We start from the raw sequence: 25160 nt of genomic DNA on the forward strand, positions 1-25160 counted from the left end.
GCTTGCGTGTACGGCTGCCCGTGACAACCATCGCTTGCGTGTACGGCAAGAGCTCGTGCTCTCACGGCATCGTGCGCCCTACGGTGAGGGCATGTCGTACGCACCTCACCCCGGCCCCCACCACGGCGAGCCGCACCATGACCAGGACCAGCACCGACACCAGGATCAGCCTGGCTCCGACGATCATGCGCGGATGCTCGACCTGGAGGCGGAAGCCCTTGCCGAGCACCTTGCCGCCATCACGGCGTGGCTGCCCGTCGCCTCGCCTCCTCGCCAGATCGTGGACCTGGGCTGCGGGACCGGGGCGGGCACCTTCGCCCTTCTCGATCGCTTCCCAGACGCGAACGTAACCGCGGTCGACTCCTCGGCCACACATCTGCAGCGGTTGTGGGAGAAGGCGAGTGCTCGCGGTGTGGAAGCGCGGGTGAGCACGGTGCAAGCCGACCTTGACGCCCCGGCCTGGCCCGACCTCGGTTCGCCGGATCTGGTGTGGGCCTCGGCTTCGATGCATCACCTGGCCGATCCCGAGCCCGCGCTGCGTAAGGTCCTCAGCATCCTCGCGCCCGGCGGGCTGTTCGCCCTCGTGGAGCTCGCCGGCTACCCACGATTCCTGCCCGACGACGCCCCTGCGGACCGCCCCGGCCTGGAAGAACGCTGCCACGCCGCGAGCGACCGCCACTTCGCCGAGCACCTGCCCCACCGCGGCATCGACTGGGGGCCGAAGCTGACCACCGCCGGATTCACGCGCGACGGCGAACGCACCTTCACCGTGAACGTCGACGGCGCCCACAACAAGGCGTTCGGCGCCTACGCCCTGGGAAGCCTGCAACGCCTGCGCGGCAGCAGTGCCGAAGGAGTCCCTGCCGAGGATCTCGCCGCGCTCGACCGGCTCCTCGACCCCGAGAGCCCGGACAGCGTTCTGCGCCGCGACGATCTTGCCGTACGTACCGAACGCGTCGTCTGGGCAACTCGTCGCACCAGCTGACTGCGCCCGAGGCGAGGTCTCTACGAGCCGACGCGCTCGGAGAGCTCCACGAGACGGTTCGAGAATCCCCACTCGTTGTCGTACCAGGCGAAGATCTTGATCTGGTCCCCGACTGCCTGGGTGAGGGGCGCGTCGAAGATTGCGGAGTGGGGGTTGCCGACGATGTCGGCGGAGACGAGCGGCGCCTGCGAGTAGGCAAGGTAGGTCGACATCCCCGGAGCCTCGGCCGCGCTGCGGAACGCCGCGTTGACCTCCTCGACGGTCGCCGGTCGCGAGAGCTTGACGGTGAGGTCCGTGATCGACCCGACGGGCACGGGCACACGCAGCGCGAGGCCGGTGAGCTTGCCGTCGAGCTCGGGGATGATTCGTCCGATCGTACGAGCGGCACCGGAGGACGTCGGGATCGTGGACAGGGCGGCCGCCCGTGCTCGGCGGAGGTCACCGTGCGGGGCGTCGTGGAGGCGCTGGTCGCTGGTGTAGGCGTGGACGGTCGTCATGAGACCGGACTCGATGCCGAACGCGTCGTGCAGCACCTTCGCCATCGGGGCGAGACAGTTCGTGGTGCAGGAGCCGTTGGAGAACACGTCTTCCGTCACGTCGACGGCATCATCGTTGACACCGAGCACGATCGCTGGGACATCGCCGTCGGCGGGCGCGGAGATGATGACCTTGCGCGCTCCCGCGGTCAGGTGCCGGCGGGCGCCGGCCGAGTCCGCGAACCGGCCGGTCGACTCGATGACGACATCCACGCGCTCGTCGCCCCAGGGGATGCGGGCCGGCTCGCGCTCGGAGGTGACGCGGATGCGCGCCCCGGCAACGACAATCGCGTCCCCGTCGACCTGCACGCCGTCCAGATGCCCGGACAGGGAGTCCCACTCCAGGAGCGAGGCGAGCGTCGCGGCATCGGCGATGTCGTTGATCGCGACAACCTCCACATCCGCATCGCTGCGCAGAACGGCGCGCAGGTAGCTGCGGCCGATGCGGCCGAAGCCGTTGATTCCGATCCGAACGGTCATGGGTGTCTTCTCCTTGTGGGGTTGGTCAGTGATCGGTAGCGACGGCGGAGTGAGCGGCGTCGAGCAGGGCGACGGCTCCCCGGATCGCCGCGTCCATCGGCCCCTGCTCGCCCTTCGCGCGGGCGAGCACGTAGCCGCCCTGGACGACCGCGGCCAGCGTGCGGGCGAGCTCGCCCGGGACGATGCTCGCCGGGAGTTCCCCAGCAGCGACTGCCTCGGTAATCGCCTGCTCCCAGCGGCCCAGCATCGTGTCGAAGGCGTCCGCGACGATCGTGATGAGCTCCGGATCCCTGACGACCTGCGGGTCCTGGGTCATCCGGCCCACCCGGCATCCCCGCGTCCCCGGGCGTGGCGAGGAGAGGTAGCGCTTCATCCGTTCCAGCGGCGAGCCCTCTCCCTCCAGTGGCGACGACTCGCCCGCCATTTCAGCGGTGACCGCCGACAGCGCCTCGATCGCGAGCTCGTGCTTCCCGCTGAAGTGGTGGTACATGCTGCCCTGGCCGACCCCGGCGCGCGCCATCACGTCACGCGGACTCGTCGCGGCATAGCCGCGCTCCCACAACAGGTCCGCCATCGCCCCCGTCAGCTGGTCCCGTGAGTTCATGCGACCACTGTAACAACTAGTATGTACGACGCAGTGTCGAGCCGGAACGCGTCGTGAAGAAGCGGGACCGAGGTGTCGAGATACGGTCGGCCTGTTCGTCATCCTCTCCGGCAGACCCTTTCCGGAAGACCTCTCCGGGTGAGTGGAGGACACATGCAGTACATGCTGTTGGTCTACGACTGCAAGCGGCCCGAGCCGGACGACCCGGGTTTCGCGGAGGCGCTCGCCAGGGTGAACGCGTTCGCCGACGAGTGCCGCCGGCGCGGTGCGTTCGTCTACGGGCATCCGCTGCAGGCAGAGCACACCGCCACCACCGTCAGCGTGCGCGACGGCCGGACGCTGATCACCGACGGCCCGTACGCCGAAACCCACGAGCATCTCGGCGGCGCCTACGTTCTGGACTGCCGCAACCTCGACGAGGCCCTGGAACTCGCCGCGATGTGCCCTATGGCCGAGCAGGGTGGGATCGAGGTACGGCCGATCGCCGGTGTGCCTGGCCTGGACCACCGCCGTTCGGACCTGGCGGCCACCGGCGAATGAACGCCACGCCGGCAGCCGCGCCGGTATTGGAACAGGTCTACCGGGCTCATCGGGCAACGATGCTCGCCGCCCTGATCCGCGTCCTCGGTGACTTCGAACTCGCCGAGGAAGCTCTGCAGGACGCATGCACCGTCGCGCTGCGCACCTGGGGCGAACCACCGCCCGACGACCCGGTGGCGTGGCTGCTGACCGCGGCCCGCAACAGCGCGATCGACCGGTTGCGGCGTGCCCGGCTCGGCCGGGAGAAGCTCGCCCAGCTCGGCGCGGCGCCGGAGGCGGTGACGACGATGACGGACTTCGGCGAGGACACGCTCCGCAGCATGGGGGACGAGCGGCTCGCGCTGATCTTCACCTGCTGTCACCCCGCCCTGGCCGAGGACGCGCGGGTCGCCCTGACCCTGCAGGCCGTCGCGGGGCTGACCGCCGGTCAGATCGCCCGGGCTTTCCTGGTCGGTGAGCCGACGCTGGCCCAGCGTCTGGTGCGCGCGAAACGGAAGATCCGCGATGCCGGCATCAGTCTGGAGGTCCCGGCCGACGCGCTGCTGCCCGAGCGGCTCTCCAGCGTTCTCGCGGTGATCTATCTGATCTTCACCCAGGGCTACACCGCCGCGTACGACCGGCCCGAACGCCGTACGTTGCCGGAGGAGGCGATCAGGCTCGGCAAGCTCGTCGCCACCCTGATGCCCGACGAACCCGAAGCGCTCGGCCTGGTCGCGTTGCTGCTGTTGCACGACTCGCGTAACACCGCGCGCTACAGCGCCTCCGGCGACGTGGTGTTGCTGGCCGACCAGGACAGGTCCCGCTGGGACCAGAAGGAGATCATCGAAGCCGTCGGGCTACTGGATCGGGCGCTGCGCATGGGCAGGCCGGGTCCGTACCAGCTGCAGGCCGGGATCGCCGCGCTGCACGCCCAGGCCGACTCCGACCAACGTACGGACTGGCCGGGGATCGCCGCTCTCTACGCCCGACTGCTCATGCTGACCCCGTCGCCGGTGGTGGCGCTCAACCATGCCGTCGCCGTGGCCGCGGCCACCAACCCGGCCGAGGGCTTGGCGCTGATCGACCGGATCGACGGGCTCGACCGCTACCACCTGCTGCATGCGGCCCGAGCCGACCTCCTGCGCCGTCTCGGCCGCACCACGGAGGCGGCATCGGCGTACCGGCGTGCCCACGAACTCGCCACCAACCCCGCCGACCGGCGGTTCCTCGCCGGCCGGCTACACGATCTCGACCTCACGGAGTCCCGATGAGACTGTCGATTCTGGACCACGGCCACCGCCGTCGCGTGAAGATCTTCCTGACACTTACCTCCGTGACGTCGCGGGTGGACAGTCCGGACATCGTGAAGATGCTGCTGTATCGGCCCGGCTTCCTCACCCGTCCGCTGCTGGAGCTCACCGCCGACGCGATGCGGGGGCCGTCGTACTGGACGGCGGGGGAGCGGGAGTACCTCGCGATGTGCACCGCGCAACTGCACCGGTGCCCGTTCTGCATCGACTCCCACGCCGAGCTCACCCGGATCGCCGGCAACGGCGAGATCGACCCTGACGACCCGGCCTCGGCCCGGCCACAACTGCGGGCCGTCCGGGAGTTCCTCGACCTGATCAGCGATACGCCGGACGGTGTGAACACCGCGGCGGTCGCCGGCCTCCCGGACCTCACCGATCTCCCGGACGGCGCGGTGCTGGAAGCGCTGCGCGTCAACCTGGTGTGGAACATCGTCAACCGTCTGGCCAACGCATTCGGCTTCGACCTCCGCGAAGGCCAGTTGCACAGCGGCACCCGCGCTCTGCACCGGTTCGGCTACCGCTTCCCGTCCTTCCTCCTCGCCGACGGACCTGTCACCGATCTCGGCGACGACGTGGCCAACCTGCGCCACGCGGTGCTGGACGCGCCCGCCACCACGGAACCGGCGTTGCGGGCCGCCGCCGCGACGGGTGAACTGGTCCCCGAACCATGGCAGCCCTACGCCCAGGCCGTCCGCGACGCGTCGTACCGGATCACCGGCGCCGACATCGACCGGCTCATCGCAGCCGGGTGCTCGCAGGACCAGATCTTCGAGGTCACCGTCGCGGCGGCACTCGGCGCCGCGCTCCGCGGCTTCGACGCCGGCCGGAAGGCACTGGAGCAGAAAACCATCCGCTGAAGTGTCGAGGAGTGTCGAGAACGGCCGCGGCCGTTCGTCCTCCGGTGCGTCAACCGACGCTTGCACCGAAAGGACCGGCAATGCCGACAACGCACGGACAGATCAACTGGATCGAACTACCTGCCGCCGATACCGCCAAGGCTCGCGCCTTCTACGGCGGTCTGTTCGGCTGGGAGACCAGCGAGTTCCCCGGCGACTACCACGTGATCGGCAACGGACCGGAGGGCGCGATCGTGCCGCGGGAGGATGGGTTCAGCCACCCCCGGGTCTACTTCGCCACCGAGGACATGGACGCCTCGGTCAAGCAGGTCCACGAACTCGGCGGCGCAAGGGCGGAAACCCAAACGGTTCCCGGGATCGGGCGAATCGCGCACTGCCACGACGATCAGGGCACGCCCTTCAGTCTTTTCGAACCCGCGTAGCACAGCTGACCGGCCGGGTGTGGGAGAGGCGGGCCGGCTTCTCCCACACCCAGCATCGCCCGGAGCAGATCCTTGGTAGGTGAAGCAGCGAGTACTCCAGGCGATTCATCGGTTCAACCGCGCTCATCCGTGGGAGCACAACGCCCACTACCACCCGTGGATCATGCGGCGACTGCCCAGACAGTTTGGTGCTGCCCTGGACGTCGGCTGCGGCAGCGGTGACCTGGCCAGGCTGCTGGCGACACGCGCCGAAGTTGTGGACGGCTTCGACGCCGACCCACAGATCATCGCTGTCGCTCGGGAGCGCACCTGTCCGAGCGCCCGAGTGAGCTTCTTGGTCGGGGATGCACTCACCGACATCCCGCCCGGTTCCTACGACGACGTCATCACCTGCGTCGCGGCCGTCCACCATCTGCCGTTCACCGACGCGATCGATCTCTTCCGCCGGCGGCTCGCTCCCGGGGGGACGCTGGTGATCGTCGGCCTGTACGACGAATGCACGTTCGGCGACTACCTGTTCGGCGCGGCGTCCGTTCCGCTGAACCTCGCTATGGGATGGCTCAAGAACACGCCTCGCCGGGCACCGAGGCCGGCATCGGTGGCCGCCAGATCCCGGCCGGCGGAGATGACCTTTTCCGAGATCGCGAGTGATGCCCGGACCGCACTGCCCGGCGTACGCCTTCGTCGTCGGCTGTTCTGGCGCTACACGCTGGTCTGGCACCAGCCCCTCCTGGACCCATAGGTAATGGACAGCTTCCGGACTTCACAGTGCTTTCACGGGCCGGTCCTCTCGTAGTGAGGGACCGCGGCAGCGGCCGACCGCCTCGATGGCCGCATGGTCGCGACCAGGACGGCGAGCCCGGCGAAGATGACCGCGACGAGCACGCCGGTGACGTGCAGGCCGGCGGTGAACGCCTCCCGCGCGGCGTGCAACAGGTCCGCGCCCTGACCGGCGGGGAGCTGTCGGCTCTCGGCGACCGCACCGGCCAGCGAGTCCGACGTACCGCCCATCCGTGAGCGGTAGACGACCGCGGCCACCACGCCGAGCACCGCGAACCCGAGCGAACCGCCGAGGTAGTTGCCGGTCTCCGACATCGAGGCCGCCGAGCCGGCGCGCTCCGGTGGCACGGATCCCACGATCAGCCCGGTGCCCAGCGCGAACAGCGGGCCGGTGCCCAGCGCCAGTACGGCGATGCCGGCCATCACCAGCGGCAGTGAGCCCGCACCGCCGACGGCAACCAGGAGCACGGCACCCGACGACGACACCACCAGGCCGCCGGCGATCGCGGTGGTCCGGCTCACCCGCCGGGCCAGCGCCGGCGCGGCCAGGGTGCCGACCGCGACGGCCAGGCCCATGGGGGCGAACAACACCGCCGACGCGAGCGGGGAGAAGCCCAGCACGCTCTGCAGGTACTGCGTCACCACCAGGCCCGTGCCGGCCATGGCGACGCCGGCGAACACCAGCGCGAGGAGAGCGGCCGTCAACGGCCGGTTGCGCAACAGCCGCAGGTCCAGCAGCGGCGCGTCCAGCCGAAGTTGCCGGCGTACGAACACGTATCCGGCGACGGCTCCGACGACGACAGCTACCACCGGTACGGCTCGAACGCCCTCCACAGCCACTTGCTTGCCGCCGTACACGATCGTCAGCACCGCCAGGAGGGACAGCCCGACGCTGGTCGGGTCCGGCCGCCCGGCCCGGTCACTGCGGAACTCCGGCAGCAGGGACGGTCCGGCCAGCGGCAGCAGCACCATCGCCGGCACGGCGGCCAGGAACACCGACCCCCACCAGAAGTGCTGGAGCAGCAGCCCGGCGAGCACGGGCCCGAGCGCGCCGCCGGTGAACTGGCACGCCGCCCAGATCGCGATGGCCTGTCCGCGCCTGCGGTCGTCGCCGAACATGTTGGTGATCAAGGCCAACGTGGACGGCGCCAGGGTCGCACCGGCCACGCCCAGGAACGCGCGGGCGATGATCAGCGTCAGGGGACTGGTCGCGAAGGCGGCCAGGACCGACATCACCGCGAATGCCGCTCCACCGATCATGAGCAACCGCCTGCGGCCGATCCGGTCCCCGAGGGTGCCCATCGTGATGACCATGCCGGCCACCAGGAACCCGTAGCTGTCGCTGATCCACAGTTGCTGGACGTTGGTGGCACCCAGGTCGGCGCTCAGCTGCGGCAGCGCCAGGAGCAGTGCCGTCTGGTCCATGGCGACGAAAAGTGCCGGCAGCACGAGGACGAGCAGCCCCAGCGCCGCCCGGTTGAATCGCATCCCGATGACTCCGCGTTCTCTCGGTGTTCCATTCGACGGTTCGCCGGTCTGTCGGAGCGGCCGTCGGCTTCTTGACATCGACGCGACGGAAGGATCGGGTTGGTTTCGGTTCGGGGCGTGGCCCGGAGCGTGGTTCGGGCCATGGCCCGGAAGGGACGAACCTCGTGATCCGGGCGCACGACGTCGCGAAACTCGTGCCAAAGTTCTGTCCGGGGGATGTCAAGACAGCCTTTGCGGCTCCGACCAACCGGTCGAAGGGCCCCGCCGGGGCTCGCGAAGCACGAGGGAGAACGACATGAAGTTCCTGATCAGCATGCACATCAACCCGGCTGTCCTGGAGTCGCTGACCGACGAGGAGAAGGAGGCGATCGGGGATGGCCACGGCAGGTTCATCCAGGGGCTGAAGGAGTCCGGAGAGCTGATCAACACGCTGGCGCTGGTCGATCCGTCCCAGGCGGCCGTGGTGACCGTACGAAACGGCCAGCCGGCGGTGACCGACGGGCCCTTCCTGGAGTCGAAGGAGTTCCTCGGCGGCTTCTACCTGATCGACTGCGAGAACAAGGAACGGGCGCTCGAACTCGCCGCCCGGATCCCGGACACTGCGATCGAGGGACTGGGAGTCGAGGTGCGGCAGGTGATGTTCGCCGACGGAAACCTGGACGCATGACCGCACCGGCCGTCGAGGACCTGCTCCGCGAGCTGACGCCGCAGGTCCTCGGCGCGCTGGTACGCCGGCACGGCCAGTTCGAGGACTGCGAGGACGCCGTACAGGAGGCCGTCCTCGCCGCCACCGCGCAGTGGCCGGCCGACGGTGTGCCGAACAACCCGCACGGCTGGCTGGTGACCGTCGCGTCCCGTCGGCTGATCGACCACATGCGTAGCGACCACGCGCGCCGGGAGCGGGAGTCGGCGGCCGCCACCGAGGTGGTGCCCGAGGACGTGCCGGACACCGACGACACGCTCGTGTTGCTGTTCCTGTGCTGCCATCCGGCGCTGACGCCGTCCTCGCAGACCGCCCTGACGCTACGGGCGGTCGGCGGCCTCACCACGGCCGAGATAGCCCGTGCGTTCCTGGTGCCCGAGGCCACGATGGCGGCCAGGATCAGCCGTGCCAAGCAGCGCATCAGGGTTGCCGGAAGCTCGTTCACGTTGCCGTCGGGTGCGGAGCGAGAGGATCGGCTACGGGTGGTCCTGCACGTGCTCTACCTGATCTTCAACGAGGGCTACACCGCCTCCTCCGGCAGCGAGCTGCACCGGGCCGACCTTGCGTACGAGGCGATCCGGCTGGCGAGAATGGTGCGCGCACAGCTCCCGGACAACAGCGAGGTGGCCGGCCTGCTCGCGCTGATGTTGCTCAACCACGCCCGCCGGGAGGCGCGTACGACAGCCTCCGGTGACCTGGTGCCGCTTGGGGAGCAGGACCGGACGAGCTGGGATCGGGACCTGGTCGAGGAGGGAACCGAGCTCGTCAAGGCCTCGCTGGCCGGCCCGGAGCTCGGGCCCTACCAGCTCCAGGCCGCCATCGCCGCCACCCACTCCGACGCGGACACGGCCGAGGAGACCAACTGGGCGCAGGTGCACGCGCTGTACCTCATCCTGGAACGCATCGCGCCCAACCCGATGGTCACCCTCAACCGCGCGATCGCGCTCGCCGAGACCGAGGGCCCGCCGGCCGGCCTGGCCCTGCTGGCCACCCTCGACAGTGACGAACGGATGGCCGGCCACCACCGGCTGTTGTCCGTACGAGCACATCTGCTGGAGAAGACCGGTGACCTGGCCGGGGCGTACGAGAACTACCGCCGCGCCGCGAAGGCCACCGCCAGCCTCGCCGAGCAACGTCATCTACAGGCACGTGCCGCCAGGCTGAGGCCGTAGATCAAGGGCGCTTCGCCGACAGCGGTCCGCCTTCGCCGAAGGCGATGCCGGCGAAGCGTTCCCCGATGAGGCGATGCGTGGCGGCGTCCGGGTGAACCTCGTCGGGCAACGGGAGTTCGGCGAAGTCCTCTTCACCGTAGAGCTCCCGGCCGTCGAGGTAGTACAGGTTCGGGTCGTCGACCGACCGTTGCGCGACGACGCGGGCCAGCTCGTCCCGGATCACTGTCAAAGTCAGCTTGCCGACTGCGCGCTCGGCCGGATCGCCGGTGGCCCGGAATCGCAACTCTCCCGCACCGAGGGATTCGAAGTCGAACGCCAACGGGCCAGGTGTGTCCTCCTGGATCGGACAGTAGATGGCGGAGACGACCAGCAGGGGAGTGGTCGGGTGACCCTCGCGGACCGTGTCGAGAAACCCGTGCACGGCAGGGGTGAACGCGCGCAGCCGCATCAGGTCGGCGTTGACGACGTTGATACCGATCTTGACGCTGATCAGGTCGGCACGGCTGTCCCGCATCACCCGTGCGGTGAACGGGTCCAGGAGCGCACCGCCGCCGAAGCCCAGGTTGGTCAGCTCCACACCACCGAGGGAGGCGGCGAGTGCCGGCCAGGTGGTGCTGGGGCTCGTGGCGTTGGAGCCGTGGCTGATGGAGCTTCCGTGGTGCAGCCACACCGGACGCTCCTTGTCCGGCGTGGGCTGGACGGGCGCGTTCGTACGCAGGGCGACGAGTTCGGTGGTCTCGTTGTGGGGCAGCCAGATCTCGACGTTCTTCGTCCGCGCGGGCAGGCCGTCGAAGGCGACCGTGCCGACAGGTCCGGGCCGGTGCTCGGCGGTGCCGGTGGCCAGGTCGACGGTGATGGTGTCACCACCGGTCGCGACGGCCTGGCCGGCAAGGTGTCCGTCGACCAGCAGGTCGTGGACGCCGTCCGGGCGAGGTGGTGCGCCCGGATAGATCCGCCTGGTGGGCAGCACGTCCAGTTCGACGGACGTCGCCTCGGTACGGAAGACCAGTCGCACGCCGGACGGCTGGGACTCCGCCATGGCCAGCTGCGGGTCCGTGTTCTGTGCGCGAGCCCATGCGGGAAGCCGGTGCGGCAGCAGGCCGCGTTCGGTCCGCTCCCACTCCGCGGCACCGCGCAGGAGGTCGGGGCCGATGGGCACGGCGATCCAGTCGTTTCGATCGGGCATGGTTACCTCGGGTTTCTCGGCCAGTTGCGCAGCAGGGCGTCGAGAGCGTCCAGAAGCCGTTCCCAGGTCTGCTGGGAGTCGGGGGAGCTGTGGTCGAATCCTCCGCCCGCCTCCAGGGCCACGTAGCCCCGGAAGAAGCTGCCCAGCAGGCGAACGGCGTGCGTCTGGTCCGGTTCGGTCAGGTCGTAGGCGCGCAGGATCGCGCGGGTGAACTCGGCGTGCCGAACTCCGGCACTCGCCGCTGCCGTCTCCGGATCGAGCCGATGCTGTGCGGCGGCGTAACGGCCGGGGTGTTCGCGGGCGTAGTCGCGGTAGACGTTCGCCAGTGCTGTCAACGCGTCCTTGCCCGCCCGGCCGGCCAGTGCGGAGGCGGCCCGGTCGGCCATCTCCTCCAACGCCAGCAGGGCGATCCGGGTCTTCAGGCCCTCCGAGCTGTCCAGGTGCCAGTACAGGCTGGCGACCTTCACGTCGAACCGCCTGGCCAGCGCCGAGACGGTCACCTGGTCGAAGCCCTTCTCGTCCGCCAGCTCGGCTCCTGCCCGAACGAGCCGCTCGGCAGTCAGTCCTGCGCGCGCCATGATCGCGATCATCCTCTCGCTTCCCGAAAGATGCTACACCTGTCCCTAAACGCCTTAGGGGCAGGTGTGCGCTCTCGGTGGCCACGACCCAGGCGGCCATTCCCCGGCCATTCCCCGCCCAATGGCGCGACTCCTGGCCGCCGCGAAGTTTGCTCCGCGGTCGGACAGGTGAGATTTCCCTTCACCATGGGAGTAAAGGTGAGCGTGATCGTCCCGGTCTACAACGGCCGGGCGTGCCTCGACGAGTGCGTGGAGTCCGTGCTCGCGCAGACGATGCCGCGTGCCGACTACGAGGTCGTGTTCGTCGACGACGGGTCCACCGACGGGACGCCGGAGATGCTGGACGCCCTCGCCGGGCAGGAGCAGGTGGTGCGCGTCGTGCGCCTACCCCGAGGCGGTGGGCCGGGTGGCCCGCGCAACACCGGCGTCGTCCGGGCACAGGGGGAGTACGTCTATTTTCTGGACCACGACGACCGGCTGGCCCCGCCTGCCCTCGAACGCATGTACGCCATGGCGGCGCGGTGCGACTCCGACATCGTGATCGGCAAGGTGGTCGGCCATGGCGGCCGCGGCGCACCGAGAAGCATGTTCGCCGCCTCGCGCGACCGAGCGGACATCCTCACCGACCATCTGCTCGGGTTCCTCACACCCCACAAGCTGTTCCGCAGGAGTTTCCTGCTCCGGCACGACCTCCGGTTCGCCGAGGGCCCGGCCTGGCTGGAGGACCACCGCTTCGTCGTCGAGGCGTACTTCCTCGCACGGACCATCAGCGTGCTCGCCGACGAGGTGTGCTGCCACTGGGTCAAACGCGCCGGGCGCGCCCACTACTCGGCCCGCCGGTTCGACCCGGTGGCGTACTACCAGGCCCTGCGGGATGTCCTCGACATCGTGGACGCCCACACCGAGCCGGGCGACGAGCGAGACCAGATGTACGCCTACTGGTACCACTCGAAGATGCTGCGGCTGCTGACCTGGCGGGCGTTCCTCGGCAGGCCGCTCCTCCACAGCCGGCGTCGCTGGTACCGCCAGGTCCGCCGGCTGGCGCTGGAGAGGTTCCCCGACTCGGTGGACGACTGGCTGCCGATCTCCATGCGCGTCCGGTCGAGTCTGCTGCGCCGAAACGCCTACGCCGACATCGTGCGCCTGGCCGCCGCCGAGCGCGGGCTCACCGTCGCCGCCGAACTCGAGCACGTCGGCTGGGACGGCGACACCCTCGTGGTCCGGGTGTGCGGCCGGCTGACCTACGCCGACGGGCATCCGGTGACCTTCCGGCGAATCGGTGACCGTCTGGTGTGGGAAGCGCCCTGTGATCTTCGGACGCGGCTGCCCGACGACACCTTCGACGTGTCCAAGCTGGTCGGGGACAGCACGCTGGAGATCCACCTGCAAAAGCGCGAGGACAAGGGTGTCTATCCCGTTTCGACCCGCAGCGAACTCCACCTCGACGCCGACGTGGGCACCGTGGAGGACATCCGGCACCTACGGCTGGTCGGCACCGCCAGAGTGAACCCCGCGACCGGCAAACTCGGCCGACCGCTCGACGTCGGGACCTGGGACTTCTTCGTACGCGTCGAGACGTGCGGCTGGGGTCCGCAACGCCGGCTTGGCAGGAGCACCGAGCACGCTTCCGGCGGTCCGCCCGCGAGCGGGTCCCGGGACTTCGACGGATACGACGGCAGGTTCGTTGCCGAGCCGTACTGGACCGACCTCGGCAACCTCAGCGTGCGGATCAGCCGTCCACGACGCTGATCGGCCTTTCCCTCGGGAGCGGATGCCGATCCTTCCCAAGGCCTGTTCGGTGGCTTCCCGGACGCCTCGACTGATCACAGTCGCCGGTGAAGTCAGCTCCTGGTTACGCGGGCCAGGGCGGACTCGGCGCCGGCGACCATGGCCCGCACCACGTTGGCCGCGGGCAGGAGGCCGTCGACGAGGTCGACGCACTCGCCGGCCCACACCGGCAGCGGCGGCAGCTCGCCTCGGGTGACCTCGGCCTGGTATGCCTGGATTGCGGAGGTGTCGCCGGCCAGTTCGGCCTCACGGCCGCGCCACCGGTCGAGGTACGGGTGGCCGAGAGTGCGGGCTGCGTAGTTCGAGGGCCACCGGGACCCACGGGCGATGTCGAGGACGCGGCTGCGCTCGGTGTCGTCCCCTCGCCCCTCCACGATCGCCTTCGCGATCGACGGGTCGACCAGGGCCTCGAACGTGGCCTGGAAGCGGGTGCCGACCAGTGCTCCGGCCGCACCGAGCGTCAACGCTGCGGCCAGCCCGCGTCCGTCGGCGATCCCACCCGCCGCCAGTACAGGCAACGGTGCCACCAGGTCGGCCACCACGGGCACGAACGTCAGCGTGGACCGCCCGCGCCGAGCTCCATGTCCGCCGGCCTCGGTGCCCTGCGCCACGATGACGTCGGCACCCACGTCCACCGCTTGCCTGGCCTCCTCCAGATCGGTGACCTGGACGATCAGCTTGACGCCTGCCGCGCGGACACGTTCGGCGAACGGAGCAGGGTCGCCAAAGGACAGCATCACCGCGGCCGGTCCGCGTTCCAGCGTCCACTCGATCACGGCGGCGTCGACCGCCCACGTGAGAAAGCCGACGCTCCACGGCCGGTCGGTTGTCTCCGCGACGATCGACAGCTCGCGATCCAGCCATTCCCGGTCGCCCTGCCCGCCCCCGAGGATCCCCAGCCCGCCGCCCTCCGAGACTGCCGCCGCGAGCGCACCACCGGCCGATCCGCCCATCGGTGCCGGTGCGACCGGGTGCCGAATGCCGAACATCTCCGTGAACACCGTCGACAAAGTCATGGCCATCATCATCGTCTCCGGTCGGCGAACCCGGCGGGTCACCCGCCGAGGTGCCCCCGTTTTCTCGGACTCTCGGGCATGTCACCCTTCATCGCGTCCCGGAGCCGGCCGAACGTGGCGGCCGGGTCGGCGCTGCGCATCACCCCACCCATCAACGCAACGCCGTACGCGCCGGCTGTCCGCATCGCGACCGCGTTCACCGCCGTCACCCCGCCGAGGGCGAACACCGGCGTGCCGTCGGCCTCCTTCACCATCCGGCGCACGCCGTCCACGCCGAGGGCGGGACCGTAACCAGGCTTGGACTCCGTTGGCGCGACGGGGGAGACCGTGACGTACGCCGCACCCTCGGCAACCGCCCGGCGTACCTCCTCGTGGTCGTGACACGAGCGCCCGAGCAGCTCCCCGGACTGACTGGCGAGGCCGGGCTGGGTGGACGACTGGTGCACCCCGTGGGTGTACGCAAGCCGGCGACGCGCGGAGATCACGAGGACGTCGTAGCCGTGAGTGCGGCGGCGGATCTCCTTCGCCAGTAAGGCTCGTTCAGTGTCGGGCAGGTCGAGCTCACGCAGGACCACCGCACGAAGACCGGCCCGCACGCACCGGACGACCGCCTCGATCAGGCCGGCTCCGGGTGGAAGCTGGGACCGGTCGGTGAGCAGCAGGATCCGCGGCAGCGGGGGCTCCGGAAAGGTCACCCGGTCACCCGGTCACCCGGTCACCCGGCCGGCCATCGGTGAGGAGGGGCGGGCGCCGGCGAGCCGCGGTATCCGTCCGGCCGCGCGGGCCAGGTGGCCGGCCCGTACGCCGAACCGGATCGCCTCCGCCATCGCGACCGGATCGTCGGCCCGGGTGATCGCGGTCGCGGCAAGCACGGCGTCGCACCCGAGCTCCATCGCCTGCGCGGCGTCGCTGGCGGTGCCCACTCCGGCGTCGAGGACGACCGGCACGGTGACCGCCGCGCGGACGGCCTCGATCGCGTGCGGGTTGCGGATGCCCAGGCCCGAGCCGATCGGGGAGCCCAACGGCATCACCGCGGCACAGCCGACGTCAACCAGCCGTTGCGCCACGATCGGGTCGTCGGTGGTGTAGGGGAGTACGGTGAATCCCTGTCCCACAAGGGTTTCCGCCGCGTCCAGTAGCTCGACCACGTCCGGCATCAGGGTACGTTCGTCACCGATCACCTCCAGCTTCACCCAGTCGGTACCCAGCGCCTCCCGGGCGAGGTTCGCGGTGAGGACGGCCTCCCGTGCGCTGAGGCAGCCGGCCGTGTTGGGCAGCAGGCGGGCGCCGGTCTCGGCGAGCACGCCCGCGAGCGCGTCCAGCAGCGAACCCTCACCCTGGTCCGACGTACGCCGCATCGACACCGTGACGAAGCCCGGTGCAGCGGTCCGCACGACGTCGACGATCGTGCGGAGATTGTTCAGTCCACCGGTGCCGATCCACAGCCGGGAAGCGATCTGGGCACCGTTCACTGTGAGGCCGTCCAGGCCGGTTACCCCGATCCTGACCGTCCCGTCGACCACCTCGGCCTGCTCAGCCATCTCAGCCTCCCTGCCGGGCGGTGACGATCTCGACGGTGTCGCCCGGACCGACCTGGGTGCGTTCCCAGTCACCGGCGCGTACGACGGCGCCGTTGACGGCCACCGCCACACTCCTCGGGTCGGGCAGTCGCCGGCGCACCAGTTCGGCGACACTGAGCCCGGGTGGGACCTGTGTCAGCTGGCCGTTGACAGTGACGTCCATCGGCTCCTCCTGTCCAATGCGTCGAACCGGTTGGGAGAGAACGCGTTCGCGGCATCCGGGGTGCTCACCGACGACGCTTCGGCGGCAGGTGACCGTCGTGGTTGTCCAGCGGACTCGATGTGGGTACGCAGGATCCGTGCCGTGACCGGAGCCAGCAGCACCCCGCCTCGGTGGTGGCCGGCGGCGAGGAAGAGACCGGCGACACCCGTCGGGCCGAGCAGGGGGCCGTTGTCGGGCGTGCCGGGACGGTGCCGTGCGAGAACCTCGAGGATCTCGGCGCGTTCCAGGCCCGGCACCAGCGTGCGCGCCGCGTCGAGCAGCCGTGCGACCCCGCCGACCGTCGGCATCGGCTCGCCGGCGTGCTCCTCCTGGGTCGCGCCGACGACCACCTCCCCGTCGGCGCGCGGAACGACGTACACGGGTTCGCCGTGCACGACGGCGCGCACAGTCCTGATAGGCACCTGCCCGGTAGGCAGCCGTATGCGCAGGATCTCGCCGAGTACGGGCCGGACGTGGCGGTGCTGCGGCACCTGCGGGGGAAGCCGGTGGCCGGTCGCCACCAACACGGCATCGGCGGGCACCAGCCGCCCGTCCTCGGTGCGTACGCCGTCCACTGAGCCGGCAGAGGCGTCGCCTGACGCCGGGGTGGTCGCCGGGGTGGTCGCCGGGGTGATCGACGGGACGGCTCGGCAGCGCTCGACCCGGTCGCCGAGCAGGGCGAGCAGGGCCGTGGCGACCCTGCGCGGGTTGACGCTGTGGTCACCCGGGAGGTAGGCCCCGCCGACGACCCGGGTGGAGAGTTCGGGTTCGCGCTCGCGCATCTCGCGCCGTCGCAGTTCCTCGTACGCGATGCCGTGCGCGGCAAGCACGTCGAGGATCCGGTGGACCACCTGAACGTCGTCGTGGTCGCGGCCGACCAGCAACGTGCCGGCGCGGCGGTGGCCGACGTCCACGCCGGTCGCGAACTCCAGCCAGGCGGCGTATTCCGGCCACAGGCCGGCGCTCTCCACCCCGAGGCGGAGGAGGTTTCCCTCGCCGTGCCAGGCCTCCCCTGCGGGGGAGAGCATGCCCGCGGCGGCGTGCGTCGCGCCGGAGGCCGGAGCGGGATCGAACACGTGGACGTCGTGCCCGGCGCGCAGGAGCTCGGCCGCGCAGGCCAGCCCGATGACGCCCGCGCCGAGTACCGCGACCCTCATCGTTCTCGGTCCGGAGAAGGCACTGCTGGCACGGTCGGCTCCTCACTTCCTTCGCCGGCATGACCCGGATCAGGTTCGGCGGTCGGAGCGGTGTCAGCTCCCTCTCAGCCCGCTGCCGGCGGGCACCCGCGTGGAGGTTCGACCGTAACACGGGATCCGTGTGCGCCTGGGCGATCGAGCCGGATCCGGGCATGCGACACGTAAGGGCTTCGAAGTCGGCAACCAGAGTGCGGCCATGCCCGCCGAAGAGCGAGACGCCTACCTGGACTCGGTTCACATCGGCTCCGTGCGCCCGAGCGGGTCGTGCACGTTCATGTCTACGAGCCTTCCGATCGGGCCGTCGACGACTACCTGGACTTGGGCGGCCGGCTGCGGATCGACGAGTCCGACCGCGCCCGCTACGCGGCGACGAAACGCGACTGGCCAGGCAGGCCCGGGTTGACGTGAACGAATACGTCGACGCGAAATCGGACGTGATCGAGCGGATCCTCGCCAGGGCTCGGACGTGGCGGTCGTCCCGCCGGGCTGATTCCTGAGAGCGTGTTGTCGAGCTTCCACGAGCCCCATCGGCGGATGGTACGTGAAAGGCCCGACGGCATGCTCCTCAGAAGGTGAGACAGCAGAGACTCCTGACGGGAGCCGTCTCGATGAGCGCAGGCCGAAAGACGCGTAGATTTCCCTTGCAGGTAAGGGGTTTCCCGCGAGCGTGAGGTGATCTTGTTCGGTAGAATCGAACGCATGAGCGACGGCGGGGAGTGCTTCGACGGCCACCTGGGTGAACAGCCTGGTGGTCGTCGGGTGCTGCCTGCCGGGTTCGCTGATCTGCCGGGCGGGCCGGAGTTGGCTGTTGCGGTCGCTTCGGTCGACGTCCGTGAGTGTAACGGGTGGGAGCTGGAGGAGCTGATCAAGGGCCAGCGGCGGCTGGGCTGCTGGGTGGAGGCCACCTGCCTGAGCGCGGTGAACGAGCTGACCTACGCCACCGATGGCATGCCCGAGGATCCTGCCGAACGGAGTGTCACACCGGACCCGATGACCCCGGAAGTCCTCGAACCGCTGCTGGGGTGGACCGGCTACCGGGCGCACCAGTACGTGTCTTTGGCCGCCACGCTGCCCCGGCTGCCGCGGGTGCGTGAGGCGTTGGCGTCGGGCCAGTTGGAGCTCAACGAGGTCCGCACCATCGTGGACCGGGTCGCCGACGCCAAGCCCGACCTGTGGGGTGGCATCGAGGACGCCATCTTCCCCAAGGTCCTGGAGCTGAGGGGCGGGCTACTGCGGGCGAAAGTCGAGGCAGAGGTCCTCAAAGCCGACCCCGAAGCCGCATTGAAGCGGCATCGGGCCGCGCGGACCGGGCGGAACGTGGCGATGTGGCCCGCCGTCGACGGCGTCGCCGACCTCGCCATCCGCGGCCTCTCGGCCGATCAGGCTGCTGAGGCGTACGGCTACATCGACGCCATCGCCCGTGCGGTCAAGTCCACCGGCGACTCCCGCACCCTCAGCCAACTCCGCGCCGACGTCGCCGCCGCCCTACTCACCGGCACCGCCCACATCACCGACTGCTCCGCGCCCAGGCAGGCCGACCAGACCCCCGGCGAGACCGAACAGGACGAAGCCGAGCAGGACGAGACCGAGCAAGACGAGACCGAGCAAGACGAGACCGAGCAGGGCAACACGGAGAACGATGTCCCGCAAGAGCGGGCCGACACCGAGTCCGCGCAGGGGCACTGTGCCGTTCACCGCTTCCCTGACCACGACCTGCACTACGACTGGTGCGAGTGCCGTGACTGCTCCCCGGTTCCTGTGGCCAGGTGCACGGTGTGCGGGTCGGCGGCGAATGGCACCCCGGTCCACGACATCGCCGCCCACGACGCCGCCGAAAGCAGCGCCGCCGAAGAAGATGTGGCCGCCGACGCTCCCATCGCCGGTCAGCCCGCCGCGGGTCACATCCCACAGCAGAAGCGCCGACCCGACGAGTCGACATTCCCACCGCCTGGCGACACCGGCCCGCCGACAGATAGGACGACCGCACCCCCACAAGCCGGGCCGCCCTGGTCTTCCTCGCAGCGGAGCTGGGGCGGGATACGAACGCGGGCGAAGATCCAGCTGAACATCCCGCTGACCACCCTGATGGGACTTTCCACCCGGCCCGGTGAACTCGGCGGGTTCGGACCGGTCATCACCGAGGTCGCCGCGAGGCTGGTGGCGAACAACCTCACCAACCCCGAAGCCCGATTCAGCGTCGGTGTCACCCACCCGGTCACCGGACGGTTACTCCACTTGCATCCCATCCCGGCGAGGTTCCTGCGCGGACTACAGGCAGAACTCGTACACGCCCGCGACCAGCGCTGCGTATGGACCACCTGCCGCAGGCCCGCAGCAACCTGCCACCTGGACCACAACACCGAACACGCCGACGGCGGACCGACGTCGGTGGACAACATCGCACCGCTGTGCCCCCGGCACCACAAGGCGAAGACCGAGCGGGACTGGAAACTCCAACAGACCGGCCCCGGCGAACACAGGCTCACCGACCCCTACGGCCGGCACCACCGAAGCGGAGCACCATCCCTCACCGACCCAGCACCACCCGAGCCGACACCCGCCGCCACCGGCGCGAGAACGGCCGAGGATGACCTACCGCCGTTCTGAGTTGGGCGGCGGTCAGCCGGCGCCGACATTCGCCGACTCGGTGCACTGGAGTTCGACTGGGCCCCACCTCGCCGGCCGTAGCCAACAGCGCCTACTCGGTGGGTGGGCCCTGCTGTGCGGCGACCGGGTCCATCCAGAAGACGTCCCAGTAGTGGCCGTCGGGGTCGAGGAAGGTGCGGTTGTACATGAAGCCGAGGTCCCTGGGCTCACGCGCAACCGAGCCACCGGCCGCAAGTGCCTTGTCGACAAGGGAATCCACGGCCTCGCGGCTGTCCACACCGAGCCCGAACATCGCCTCGGTCACCTTGGTCGCGTCGGCGACCTCGGTCGAGACGTACGTCTGGAAGTAGGGCCGGACGAGCAGCATCGCGTAGATGGTTTCGCTGATCACCACGCAGGCGGACTGGTCGCCGGTGAAGTTCGGGTCGGTCAAGTAGCCGAGAGCCTCGTAGAACGCGACCGATCGGTCCAGGTCCTCGACGGGCAGGTTGAGGAACATCAGTGTGGGCATGGTTGTCAGTCCTCCACTACGGAGGCGAGCACGTCCAGCATTTCGCGGGTGCCGCGTTCGCGTTCGGGCGTGTTGTCCAGGCCGTCGAAATAGACGCCCTGCTCGGTCAGGGTCAGCCGGGTGCCGCCCTCGACCGCATTCAGCTCGATGGAAGTGAGGGAGACCGACAGGCGGGTGGAGTCCACCCGCATCTCGTAGCTGTAGACGAGACGGATGTCCGGCACGATCTCGTGGTAGTACGCGTCGAACCGCGACACCGGCCCGTCCTGTCCGAACCGGCTCTCGCTGTGCTCGCGGCCGCCCTCGCGGAAGTCGAGGGCGGAGCTGATCGGCCGCCACTCCTCGGTGGGCGCGTCGAACCAGCCCGCCTTGGTCTGCGGGTCGGCGAAGGCGTGGAAGATCTTCGCCGCCGACGCCTTGTAGTCGCGTTCGATGGTGAAGGTGGAGTGGCTGAGGCTTCGGTCGTTCACTGGAGTTTCTTCCTGTGGGTGGTGAGTGGGGAGCGTTCTGGGATCGCCGGTCGCGGTGGGCGGTCAGTCCTCGCCGAGCAGCTTGTCCAGGCGGTCGAGGCGGGCCTCCCAGGTGGCCCGGCGCTCGAGGATCCACTTCTCGGCGTTGCGCAGGGTCTTCGGCTCGATGCGGCACATGCGAACCCGTCCCTCCTTCTGGGTGTGCACGAGTCCGCTGGCCTCCAGCACCTGTACGTGCTGCAGGGCCGCCGCGAGGCTCATCGGAAGCGGACGCGCCAGCTCCGACACCGACACCGGGCCGGAGGTCATGCGCTCCACCATGGCCCGGCGGGTCGGGTCGGCGAGGGCATGGAACACGAGGTCGAGCTCGTCCACTTGGTCAAGCATGTGCTTTAGTAAAGCAGATGCTTGAGTATCTGACAAGGGCTCGCGCAGGGCCGGTTTCTCGTGGGATCCGATCGGACGGCGCGGCCGTCAACCAGGCCTTGCGTACGTCAATGCCGGGTTGCGCGGGTCAACCGGAGGTGATGCGCAGCAGGATGCGCCCGCCGCCCTTCTTCCGGAAACGCTCCAGGGCCATCGCCAGACGAAACTGAACTCCGTGTTTCGAACGGAACGCCGACATGACCTGCTCGGTGACCTCCGGGTCGGTGACGATCTCCGCGACCGCGGACACCGACGGCGCGTCCTCGCCGACCCGGCCCAACCGGGAGCACGGCCGCAGGGCGACCCGAGGGTCCCGGCGGACACGGCGGGCCTTCCCGGTGGTCGCGCCCGTGGTGACATACAACGCGTCGCCGTCGCGGACGATCCACACCGTGGTGGCGACCGGTTCGCCCGAGCGGCGGTACGTCGTGAGGGAGACGAACGGTTCGTCGTCGAGGAGCGCGAGGCCAGGAGCGTCCGCCACGGTTCGACCGTAACAGCCCAGGGAACAGCGTCGCCTCCGTCCTCGGCTCAACTGTGTCCGGCCGGGCCGGAGGACGGTTCAGGGTCGGCCCGGCGGCCTCGTCGTCGAGCCCACGCCGGAAGCGCAACTAACGCTTGACGACGCGGAGGTACTCCCTGCGGTCGAGCGGGTTCTGGTCGGTGCGGGCGCGGGTGGGAGCCGGCCCCCGCACCGGCTGGTACCGCTCGAACGTCGAGTCCAGCATCCCCTCGCCGCGGGTCAGGCCCGGCAGTTGCTGCTGCAGCTCGTGCACCCGGGCAGCCGGGACCTCGCCCTCCACGACAGCACCAGAACCCCTTACCTGCTGGGAGTCCGGCACCCCGCCGAGTCGTACCAGCGCGGGCACCACCGCGGCCAACGTGTCCGCCGGGCACTCCAGGTGGAAGCGGTGCGCCGGCTCGTACACCGTGGTTCCGGCCTGCCGCAGCGCGGCCATCAGCACCAGGGGAGTGAGGTAACGGAAGTCGCCCGCGGTGCTCGACATGCTCTTGTCGAACGTGCCGTGGGAGTGGCTCTGCCGGGCGTAGTAGCCGGAGTGCGTCATGAACACCACGATGTCGCCGACCTCCCACCCGTACAGCCCCTGACGCAAGGTGTCCTTGACAGTCTCCTCGACCGCGGTGAAGAACGCCGGTGGCATCGATCCCAGCTCGACGTCCAGACCGAAGGACACACCCGATCCCGGCCGAGCGGGTTCGACCCGCAGGCCGACGGTGGCGAAGTAGGGGTTGGCGTCGGTGCCGATCAGGTCGAACGCCGCACCCTTGCCGCTTGGGCGCTCGACGCAGATCACCGACGTCCTCGCGAACTCCACCTCGATTCCGTACTCCTCGGCCAGCGTGGTCGCCACGACCTCCTTCTGCACCTCGCCGTAAAGGGAGACGTAGATCTCCTGACGTACGTCGTCCTGGCGCAGGTTGATCAGTGGGTCCTGCTCGGCGAGCTGGGTCAGCGCGAGATGCAGGGCGCCCTTGTCGGACCGCCGCACGGGTACGACCACGGTCTCCAGCGTCGGTGGGGCGAAGTGGTGGGCACCCCCACCTGGCCGGGGTACGCCGATGGTGTCGCCGATCCGGACGTCGGCGAGGCCGGTCAGCCGGCCGATCTGGCCGGCGCGGACCACCGGCCGGACGGGTGCCGCGCCGTGTTCGAAGACACTGATCCCGGTGACCTTGCTCCCGGTGCCGTCGGCACCATCGGCACCATGCACTCGGTCGCGCAGGTGTATCGCCCCGTCGAACATGCGGACGTAGGCGATCTTCTCCCCGCCCGGGCCGCGGTCGACCTTGAACACCGCGCCGGACGCGGGTGCGTCCGGATCCCCGCCGGCGGTGGGAAGGAAATCCCGGATCCCCGCCACCAGAGCCCGGATCCCCGCACCGGTGATCGCCGAGCCCGCGAACACCGGATGCACGCGCGCTCGCGCGGTCCGGGCGGCGAGCTCGTGCCGCAGATGCCCGTCGGTGAGGACGTCGCCGTCGCCGTCGACGTAGGCGGCGAGGAACGTGTCGTCGGAGTCGGCCAGCACCTCGGCCGCCGCGGTGGCGAACGCCTCGTCGTCTCGTCCGTACGGCACGAAACCGGCAAGGGGGGTGCCCTGGTCGTACGCCCGCCCCATCGCCACCACGGCAGGAGTGAGCTTCTCGGCGATCTCGGCGTACACCCGATCGGCGTCCGCGCCACGACGGTCGAGCTTGTTCACGAAGAGCAGGGTGGGGATGCGGAGCCGGCGCAGAGTGCGCATCAGCACCCGCGTCTGGGCCTGAACGCCCTCGACGGCCGACACCACGAGCACCGCGCCGTCGAGCACGTTCAGCACCCGCTCCACCTCGGCGATGAAGTCCGGGTGGCCGGGTGTGTCGATCAGGTTGACCGTCACGCCGTCGAGCACGAACGACACCACCGCGGACTTGATCGTGATGCCGCGGCGGCGTTCGAGGTCGAGGGAGTCGGTCTGGGTGCTGCCGGCGTCGACGCTGCCGATCTCGTCGATCACCCCGGCGGTGTGCAGCAGCCGCTCGGTCAGGCTCGTCTTACCGGCGTCGACGTGTGCGAGGATCCCCAGGTTGAGGAGTTTCACGAGGCGTCATGTCCTTGGAATAGAAAGCGATCTTCCGCTGGGAGGACACGAACGCTGGACGCATCGGGGGGCTCGCCTTTCCGCTGACAGGACTGCCGGTCGCGGTGAGTGAAACAGACCGGCGGGGTCCGAGACAACCGATTTCTGGGGCCTGCAGCTCAGTCCCTACAGCTCGCGGGACCAGTTCTGCCCGACGAGGTCGCGGCCGAAGCTGTGGTGGGGTTCCTCACCGTCGAGCCGGAAGCCGGCGCGCTCGTAGATCCGGCGGGCGGAGGCGAGGACGTCGTTGGTCCACAACGTGATCCGCCGGTAGCCCGCGCGGCCGGCGAACCGCAGGCACTCCTCGACCAGTCGCGCGCCGACGCCCGCACCCCGTGCCGACGGCTCGACCAGCAGCAGCCGCAGTTTCGCGGTCGTGTCGTTCTCGGCCACACAGAAGACGCACCCGGCCGGCTCGCCGTCCACCTCGGCGATCCACGCCGCCTGTCGCCGTTGGTCGCCGGCGGCGGCGAAGTCGGCCACGATCTGCGCGACCATTCCCTCGAACCGGGCGTCCCAGCCGTACTCCGCCGCGTACAGCGCGCCGTGGCGGGCCACCACCCAGCCGAGGTCGCCGGGCTCGGGCGGCCGCAGGACGAAACCCGGGCGCCCGGGGGAGTCGCCCAGGGTCTGCCGGATGGTGTCCATCGCGGCCAGCATGCGCCGGCCCTCGGTGTCGGCGAGCGGTGCCAGCAACCGCTCCACTGCGGCGACCTGCGCGGCGTCGAGGGCGGCGAAGGCGGACCTGCCGTCCCCGGTCAGCCGGACGAGCTGCCGCCGGGCGTCAGTGGCGGAGGGTTCCCGCGTGACCAGGCCGGCGGACTCGAAGCGGCCGAGGATGCGGGACAGGTAGCCCGCGTCGAGGCCGAGGAGCCGCCGCAGCCCGGCGACGTCGACCGCGCTGCCGTGATCAGCGCTGCCGTGATCAGTGCTGCCGTGATCAGTGCTGCCGTGATCTGCGTGAGCGAGCTCGTACAGCACCCGTGCCTCGGTGAGCGTGTGCGGAGTTCCGGCCAGTCCGGACTGCAGTACGCCGATGACCTTGGTGTAGAAGCGGTTGAACGTACGCACCTGCGCCACCTGCGTGGACTCGACGGCCATG

At 69.9% G+C, this 25160-nt stretch carries 27 protein-coding genes, 1 pseudogene and 1 riboswitch; of the genes and pseudogenes, 11 read left to right on the forward strand and 17 right to left on the reverse strand.

The window, feature by feature from the left end:
* Nucleotides 1–61: 61 nt before the first annotated feature.
* Nucleotides 62–187 carry a hypothetical protein gene (locus F4554_RS33065; protein WP_272955880.1) on the reverse strand — a complete coding sequence of 42 codons (126 nt, stop codon included), beginning with the start codon at nt 185–187 and terminating at the stop codon, nt 62–64.
* Nucleotides 188–193: 6 nt separating this feature from the next.
* On the opposite strand from F4554_RS33065, the gene F4554_RS14955 reads away from it, so the two are divergent.
* Complete coding sequence (locus F4554_RS14955; RefSeq protein ID WP_202889301.1) at nt 194–985, forward strand: class I SAM-dependent methyltransferase; 792 nt, start codon at nt 194–196, stop codon at nt 983–985.
* 20 nt (nt 986–1005) lie between these two features.
* Here the strand turns inward: F4554_RS14955 and gap are convergent, their stop codons facing one another.
* Together gap and F4554_RS14965 are read right to left on the reverse strand one after the other, a co-directional pair.
* Nucleotides 1006–2001, reverse strand: coding sequence for a type I glyceraldehyde-3-phosphate dehydrogenase (gene gap / locus F4554_RS14960; RefSeq protein ID WP_179787932.1), 996 nt, complete (start codon nt 1999–2001; stop codon nt 1006–1008).
* 25 nt (nt 2002–2026) lie between these two features.
* The gene (locus F4554_RS14965) at nt 2027–2605 is read right to left on the reverse strand and encodes a TetR/AcrR family transcriptional regulator (protein WP_179787933.1); all 579 of its coding nucleotides are present in this window, start codon (nt 2603–2605) and stop codon (nt 2027–2029) included.
* A gap of 153 nt (nt 2606–2758) precedes the next feature.
* On the opposite strand from F4554_RS14965, the gene F4554_RS14970 reads away from it, so the two are divergent.
* The 5 genes from F4554_RS14970 (at nt 2759) to F4554_RS14990 (ending at nt 6455) form a co-directional block, all read left to right on the forward strand.
* The gene (locus F4554_RS14970) at nt 2759–3145 is read left to right on the forward strand and encodes a YciI family protein (protein ID WP_179787934.1); all 387 of its coding nucleotides are present in this window, start codon (nt 2759–2761) and stop codon (nt 3143–3145) included.
* A complete protein-coding gene (locus tag F4554_RS14975) occupies nt 3142–4395 on the forward strand; it encodes an RNA polymerase sigma factor (RefSeq protein ID WP_179787935.1) in 1254 nt (417 codons plus the stop codon). The genes F4554_RS14970 and F4554_RS14975 overlap by 4 nt, the downstream gene beginning before the upstream one ends.
* Entirely contained in the window at nt 4392–5291 is a 900-nt protein-coding gene (locus F4554_RS14980; RefSeq protein ID WP_179787936.1) for a carboxymuconolactone decarboxylase family protein, read from the forward strand. Before F4554_RS14975 ends, F4554_RS14980 begins: the two co-directional genes overlap by 4 nt.
* An 80-nt stretch (nt 5292–5371) precedes the next feature.
* Nucleotides 5372–5713 (forward strand): VOC family protein, encoded by a 342-nt coding sequence (locus F4554_RS14985; protein ID WP_179787937.1) that lies wholly within the window; start codon nt 5372–5374, stop codon nt 5711–5713.
* A 79-nt stretch (nt 5714–5792) separates the two neighbouring features.
* Entirely contained in the window at nt 5793–6455 is a 663-nt protein-coding gene (locus tag F4554_RS14990; protein ID WP_179787938.1) for a methyltransferase domain-containing protein, read from the forward strand.
* Between the two features lie 32 nt (nt 6456–6487).
* Here F4554_RS14990 and F4554_RS14995 read toward each other — a convergent pair whose 3' ends face one another.
* Entirely contained in the window at nt 6488–7981 is a 1494-nt protein-coding gene (locus F4554_RS14995; RefSeq protein ID WP_179787939.1) for an MFS transporter, read from the reverse strand.
* 295 nt (nt 7982–8276) lie between these two features.
* Between F4554_RS14995 and F4554_RS15000 the strand changes: the two genes are divergently transcribed.
* Nucleotides 8277–8648 carry a YciI family protein gene (locus F4554_RS15000; protein WP_179787940.1) on the forward strand — a complete coding sequence of 124 codons (372 nt, stop codon included), beginning with the start codon at nt 8277–8279 and terminating at the stop codon, nt 8646–8648.
* Nucleotides 8645–9856: an RNA polymerase sigma factor gene (locus F4554_RS15005; protein ID WP_179787941.1), complete on the forward strand. Its 1212-nt coding sequence runs from the start codon at nt 8645–8647 to the stop codon at nt 9854–9856. The genes F4554_RS15000 and F4554_RS15005 overlap by 4 nt, the downstream gene beginning before the upstream one ends.
* A gap of 1 nt (nt 9857) precedes the next feature.
* Here the strand turns inward: F4554_RS15005 and F4554_RS15010 are convergent, their stop codons facing one another.
* Nucleotides 9858–11042, reverse strand: a complete 1185-nt coding sequence (locus F4554_RS15010) for an SGNH/GDSL hydrolase family protein (protein WP_179787942.1) — start codon at nt 11040–11042, stop codon at nt 9858–9860.
* A 2-nt stretch (nt 11043–11044) separates the two neighbouring features.
* The gene (locus F4554_RS15015; RefSeq protein ID WP_179787943.1) at nt 11045–11620 is read right to left on the reverse strand and encodes a TetR/AcrR family transcriptional regulator; all 576 of its coding nucleotides are present in this window, start codon (nt 11618–11620) and stop codon (nt 11045–11047) included.
* A gap of 198 nt (nt 11621–11818) precedes the next feature.
* On the opposite strand from F4554_RS15015, the gene F4554_RS15020 reads away from it, so the two are divergent.
* The gene (locus F4554_RS15020) at nt 11819–13369 is read left to right on the forward strand and encodes a glycosyltransferase (protein WP_179787944.1); all 1551 of its coding nucleotides are present in this window, start codon (nt 11819–11821) and stop codon (nt 13367–13369) included.
* Nucleotides 13370–13461: 92 nt separating this feature from the next.
* Here F4554_RS15020 and F4554_RS15025 read toward each other — a convergent pair whose 3' ends face one another.
* From F4554_RS15025 to thiO, 5 genes are read right to left on the reverse strand one after another with little or no spacing between them, the layout of a single operon-like run.
* Nucleotides 13462–14424: an NAD(P)H-dependent flavin oxidoreductase gene (locus F4554_RS15025; protein WP_179787945.1), complete on the reverse strand. Its 963-nt coding sequence runs from the start codon at nt 14422–14424 to the stop codon at nt 13462–13464.
* Between the two features lie 38 nt (nt 14425–14462).
* Complete coding sequence (locus F4554_RS15030; RefSeq protein ID WP_179787946.1) at nt 14463–15119, reverse strand: thiamine phosphate synthase; 657 nt, start codon at nt 15117–15119, stop codon at nt 14463–14465.
* Between the two features lie 12 nt (nt 15120–15131).
* Nucleotides 15132–15965 (reverse strand): thiazole synthase, encoded by an 834-nt coding sequence (locus F4554_RS15035; RefSeq protein ID WP_179787947.1) that lies wholly within the window; start codon nt 15963–15965, stop codon nt 15132–15134.
* Between the two features lies 1 nt (nt 15966).
* The gene (thiS, locus tag F4554_RS15040; protein WP_179787948.1) at nt 15967–16167 is read right to left on the reverse strand and encodes a sulfur carrier protein ThiS; all 201 of its coding nucleotides are present in this window, start codon (nt 16165–16167) and stop codon (nt 15967–15969) included.
* On the reverse strand, nt 16140–17363 hold the full coding sequence (gene thiO, locus F4554_RS15045) for a glycine oxidase ThiO (RefSeq protein ID WP_179787949.1): 1224 nt from the start codon (nt 17361–17363) through the stop codon (nt 16140–16142). Before thiO ends, thiS begins: the two co-directional genes overlap by 28 nt.
* 29 nt (nt 17364–17392) lie before the next feature.
* A riboswitch (TPP riboswitch) is annotated at nt 17393–17503 on the reverse strand.
* Between the two features lie 160 nt (nt 17504–17663).
* On the opposite strand from thiO, the pseudogene F4554_RS34020 reads away from it, so the two are divergent.
* Nucleotides 17664–17810: pseudogene (locus tag F4554_RS34020) on the forward strand (hypothetical protein); the annotation flags it as partial.
* Nucleotides 17811–18101: 291 nt separating this feature from the next.
* Nucleotides 18102–20009 carry an HNH endonuclease signature motif containing protein gene (locus tag F4554_RS32180; RefSeq protein WP_238341308.1) on the forward strand — a complete coding sequence of 636 codons (1908 nt, stop codon included), beginning with the start codon at nt 18102–18104 and terminating at the stop codon, nt 20007–20009.
* Between the two features lie 91 nt (nt 20010–20100).
* Here F4554_RS32180 and F4554_RS15060 read toward each other — a convergent pair whose 3' ends face one another.
* From F4554_RS15060 to F4554_RS15085, 6 genes are all read right to left on the reverse strand, one after another.
* Nucleotides 20101–20520: a VOC family protein gene (locus tag F4554_RS15060; protein WP_179787951.1), complete on the reverse strand. Its 420-nt coding sequence runs from the start codon at nt 20518–20520 to the stop codon at nt 20101–20103.
* Nucleotides 20521–20525: 5 nt separating this feature from the next.
* Nucleotides 20526–20990, reverse strand: a complete 465-nt coding sequence (locus F4554_RS15065) for an SRPBCC domain-containing protein (protein ID WP_179787952.1) — start codon at nt 20988–20990, stop codon at nt 20526–20528.
* Nucleotides 20991–21053: 63 nt separating this feature from the next.
* Complete coding sequence (locus F4554_RS15070) at nt 21054–21377, reverse strand: ArsR/SmtB family transcription factor (protein ID WP_179787953.1); 324 nt, start codon at nt 21375–21377, stop codon at nt 21054–21056.
* Between the two features lie 127 nt (nt 21378–21504).
* Nucleotides 21505–21900, reverse strand: a complete 396-nt coding sequence (locus tag F4554_RS15075; protein WP_179787954.1) for a PPOX class F420-dependent oxidoreductase — start codon at nt 21898–21900, stop codon at nt 21505–21507.
* A 127-nt stretch (nt 21901–22027) separates the two neighbouring features.
* Nucleotides 22028–24019, reverse strand: coding sequence for a GTP-binding protein (locus F4554_RS15080; RefSeq protein WP_179787955.1), 1992 nt, complete (start codon nt 24017–24019; stop codon nt 22028–22030).
* A gap of 165 nt (nt 24020–24184) precedes the next feature.
* Complete coding sequence (locus tag F4554_RS15085; RefSeq protein ID WP_179787956.1) at nt 24185–25159, reverse strand: bifunctional helix-turn-helix transcriptional regulator/GNAT family N-acetyltransferase; 975 nt, start codon at nt 25157–25159, stop codon at nt 24185–24187.
* Nucleotide 25160: the final 1 nt, after the last annotated feature.

The sequence above is a fragment of the Actinopolymorpha rutila genome (assembly GCF_013407855.1).
Lineage (GTDB): Bacteria > Actinomycetota > Actinomycetes > Propionibacteriales > Actinopolymorphaceae > Actinopolymorpha > Actinopolymorpha rutila.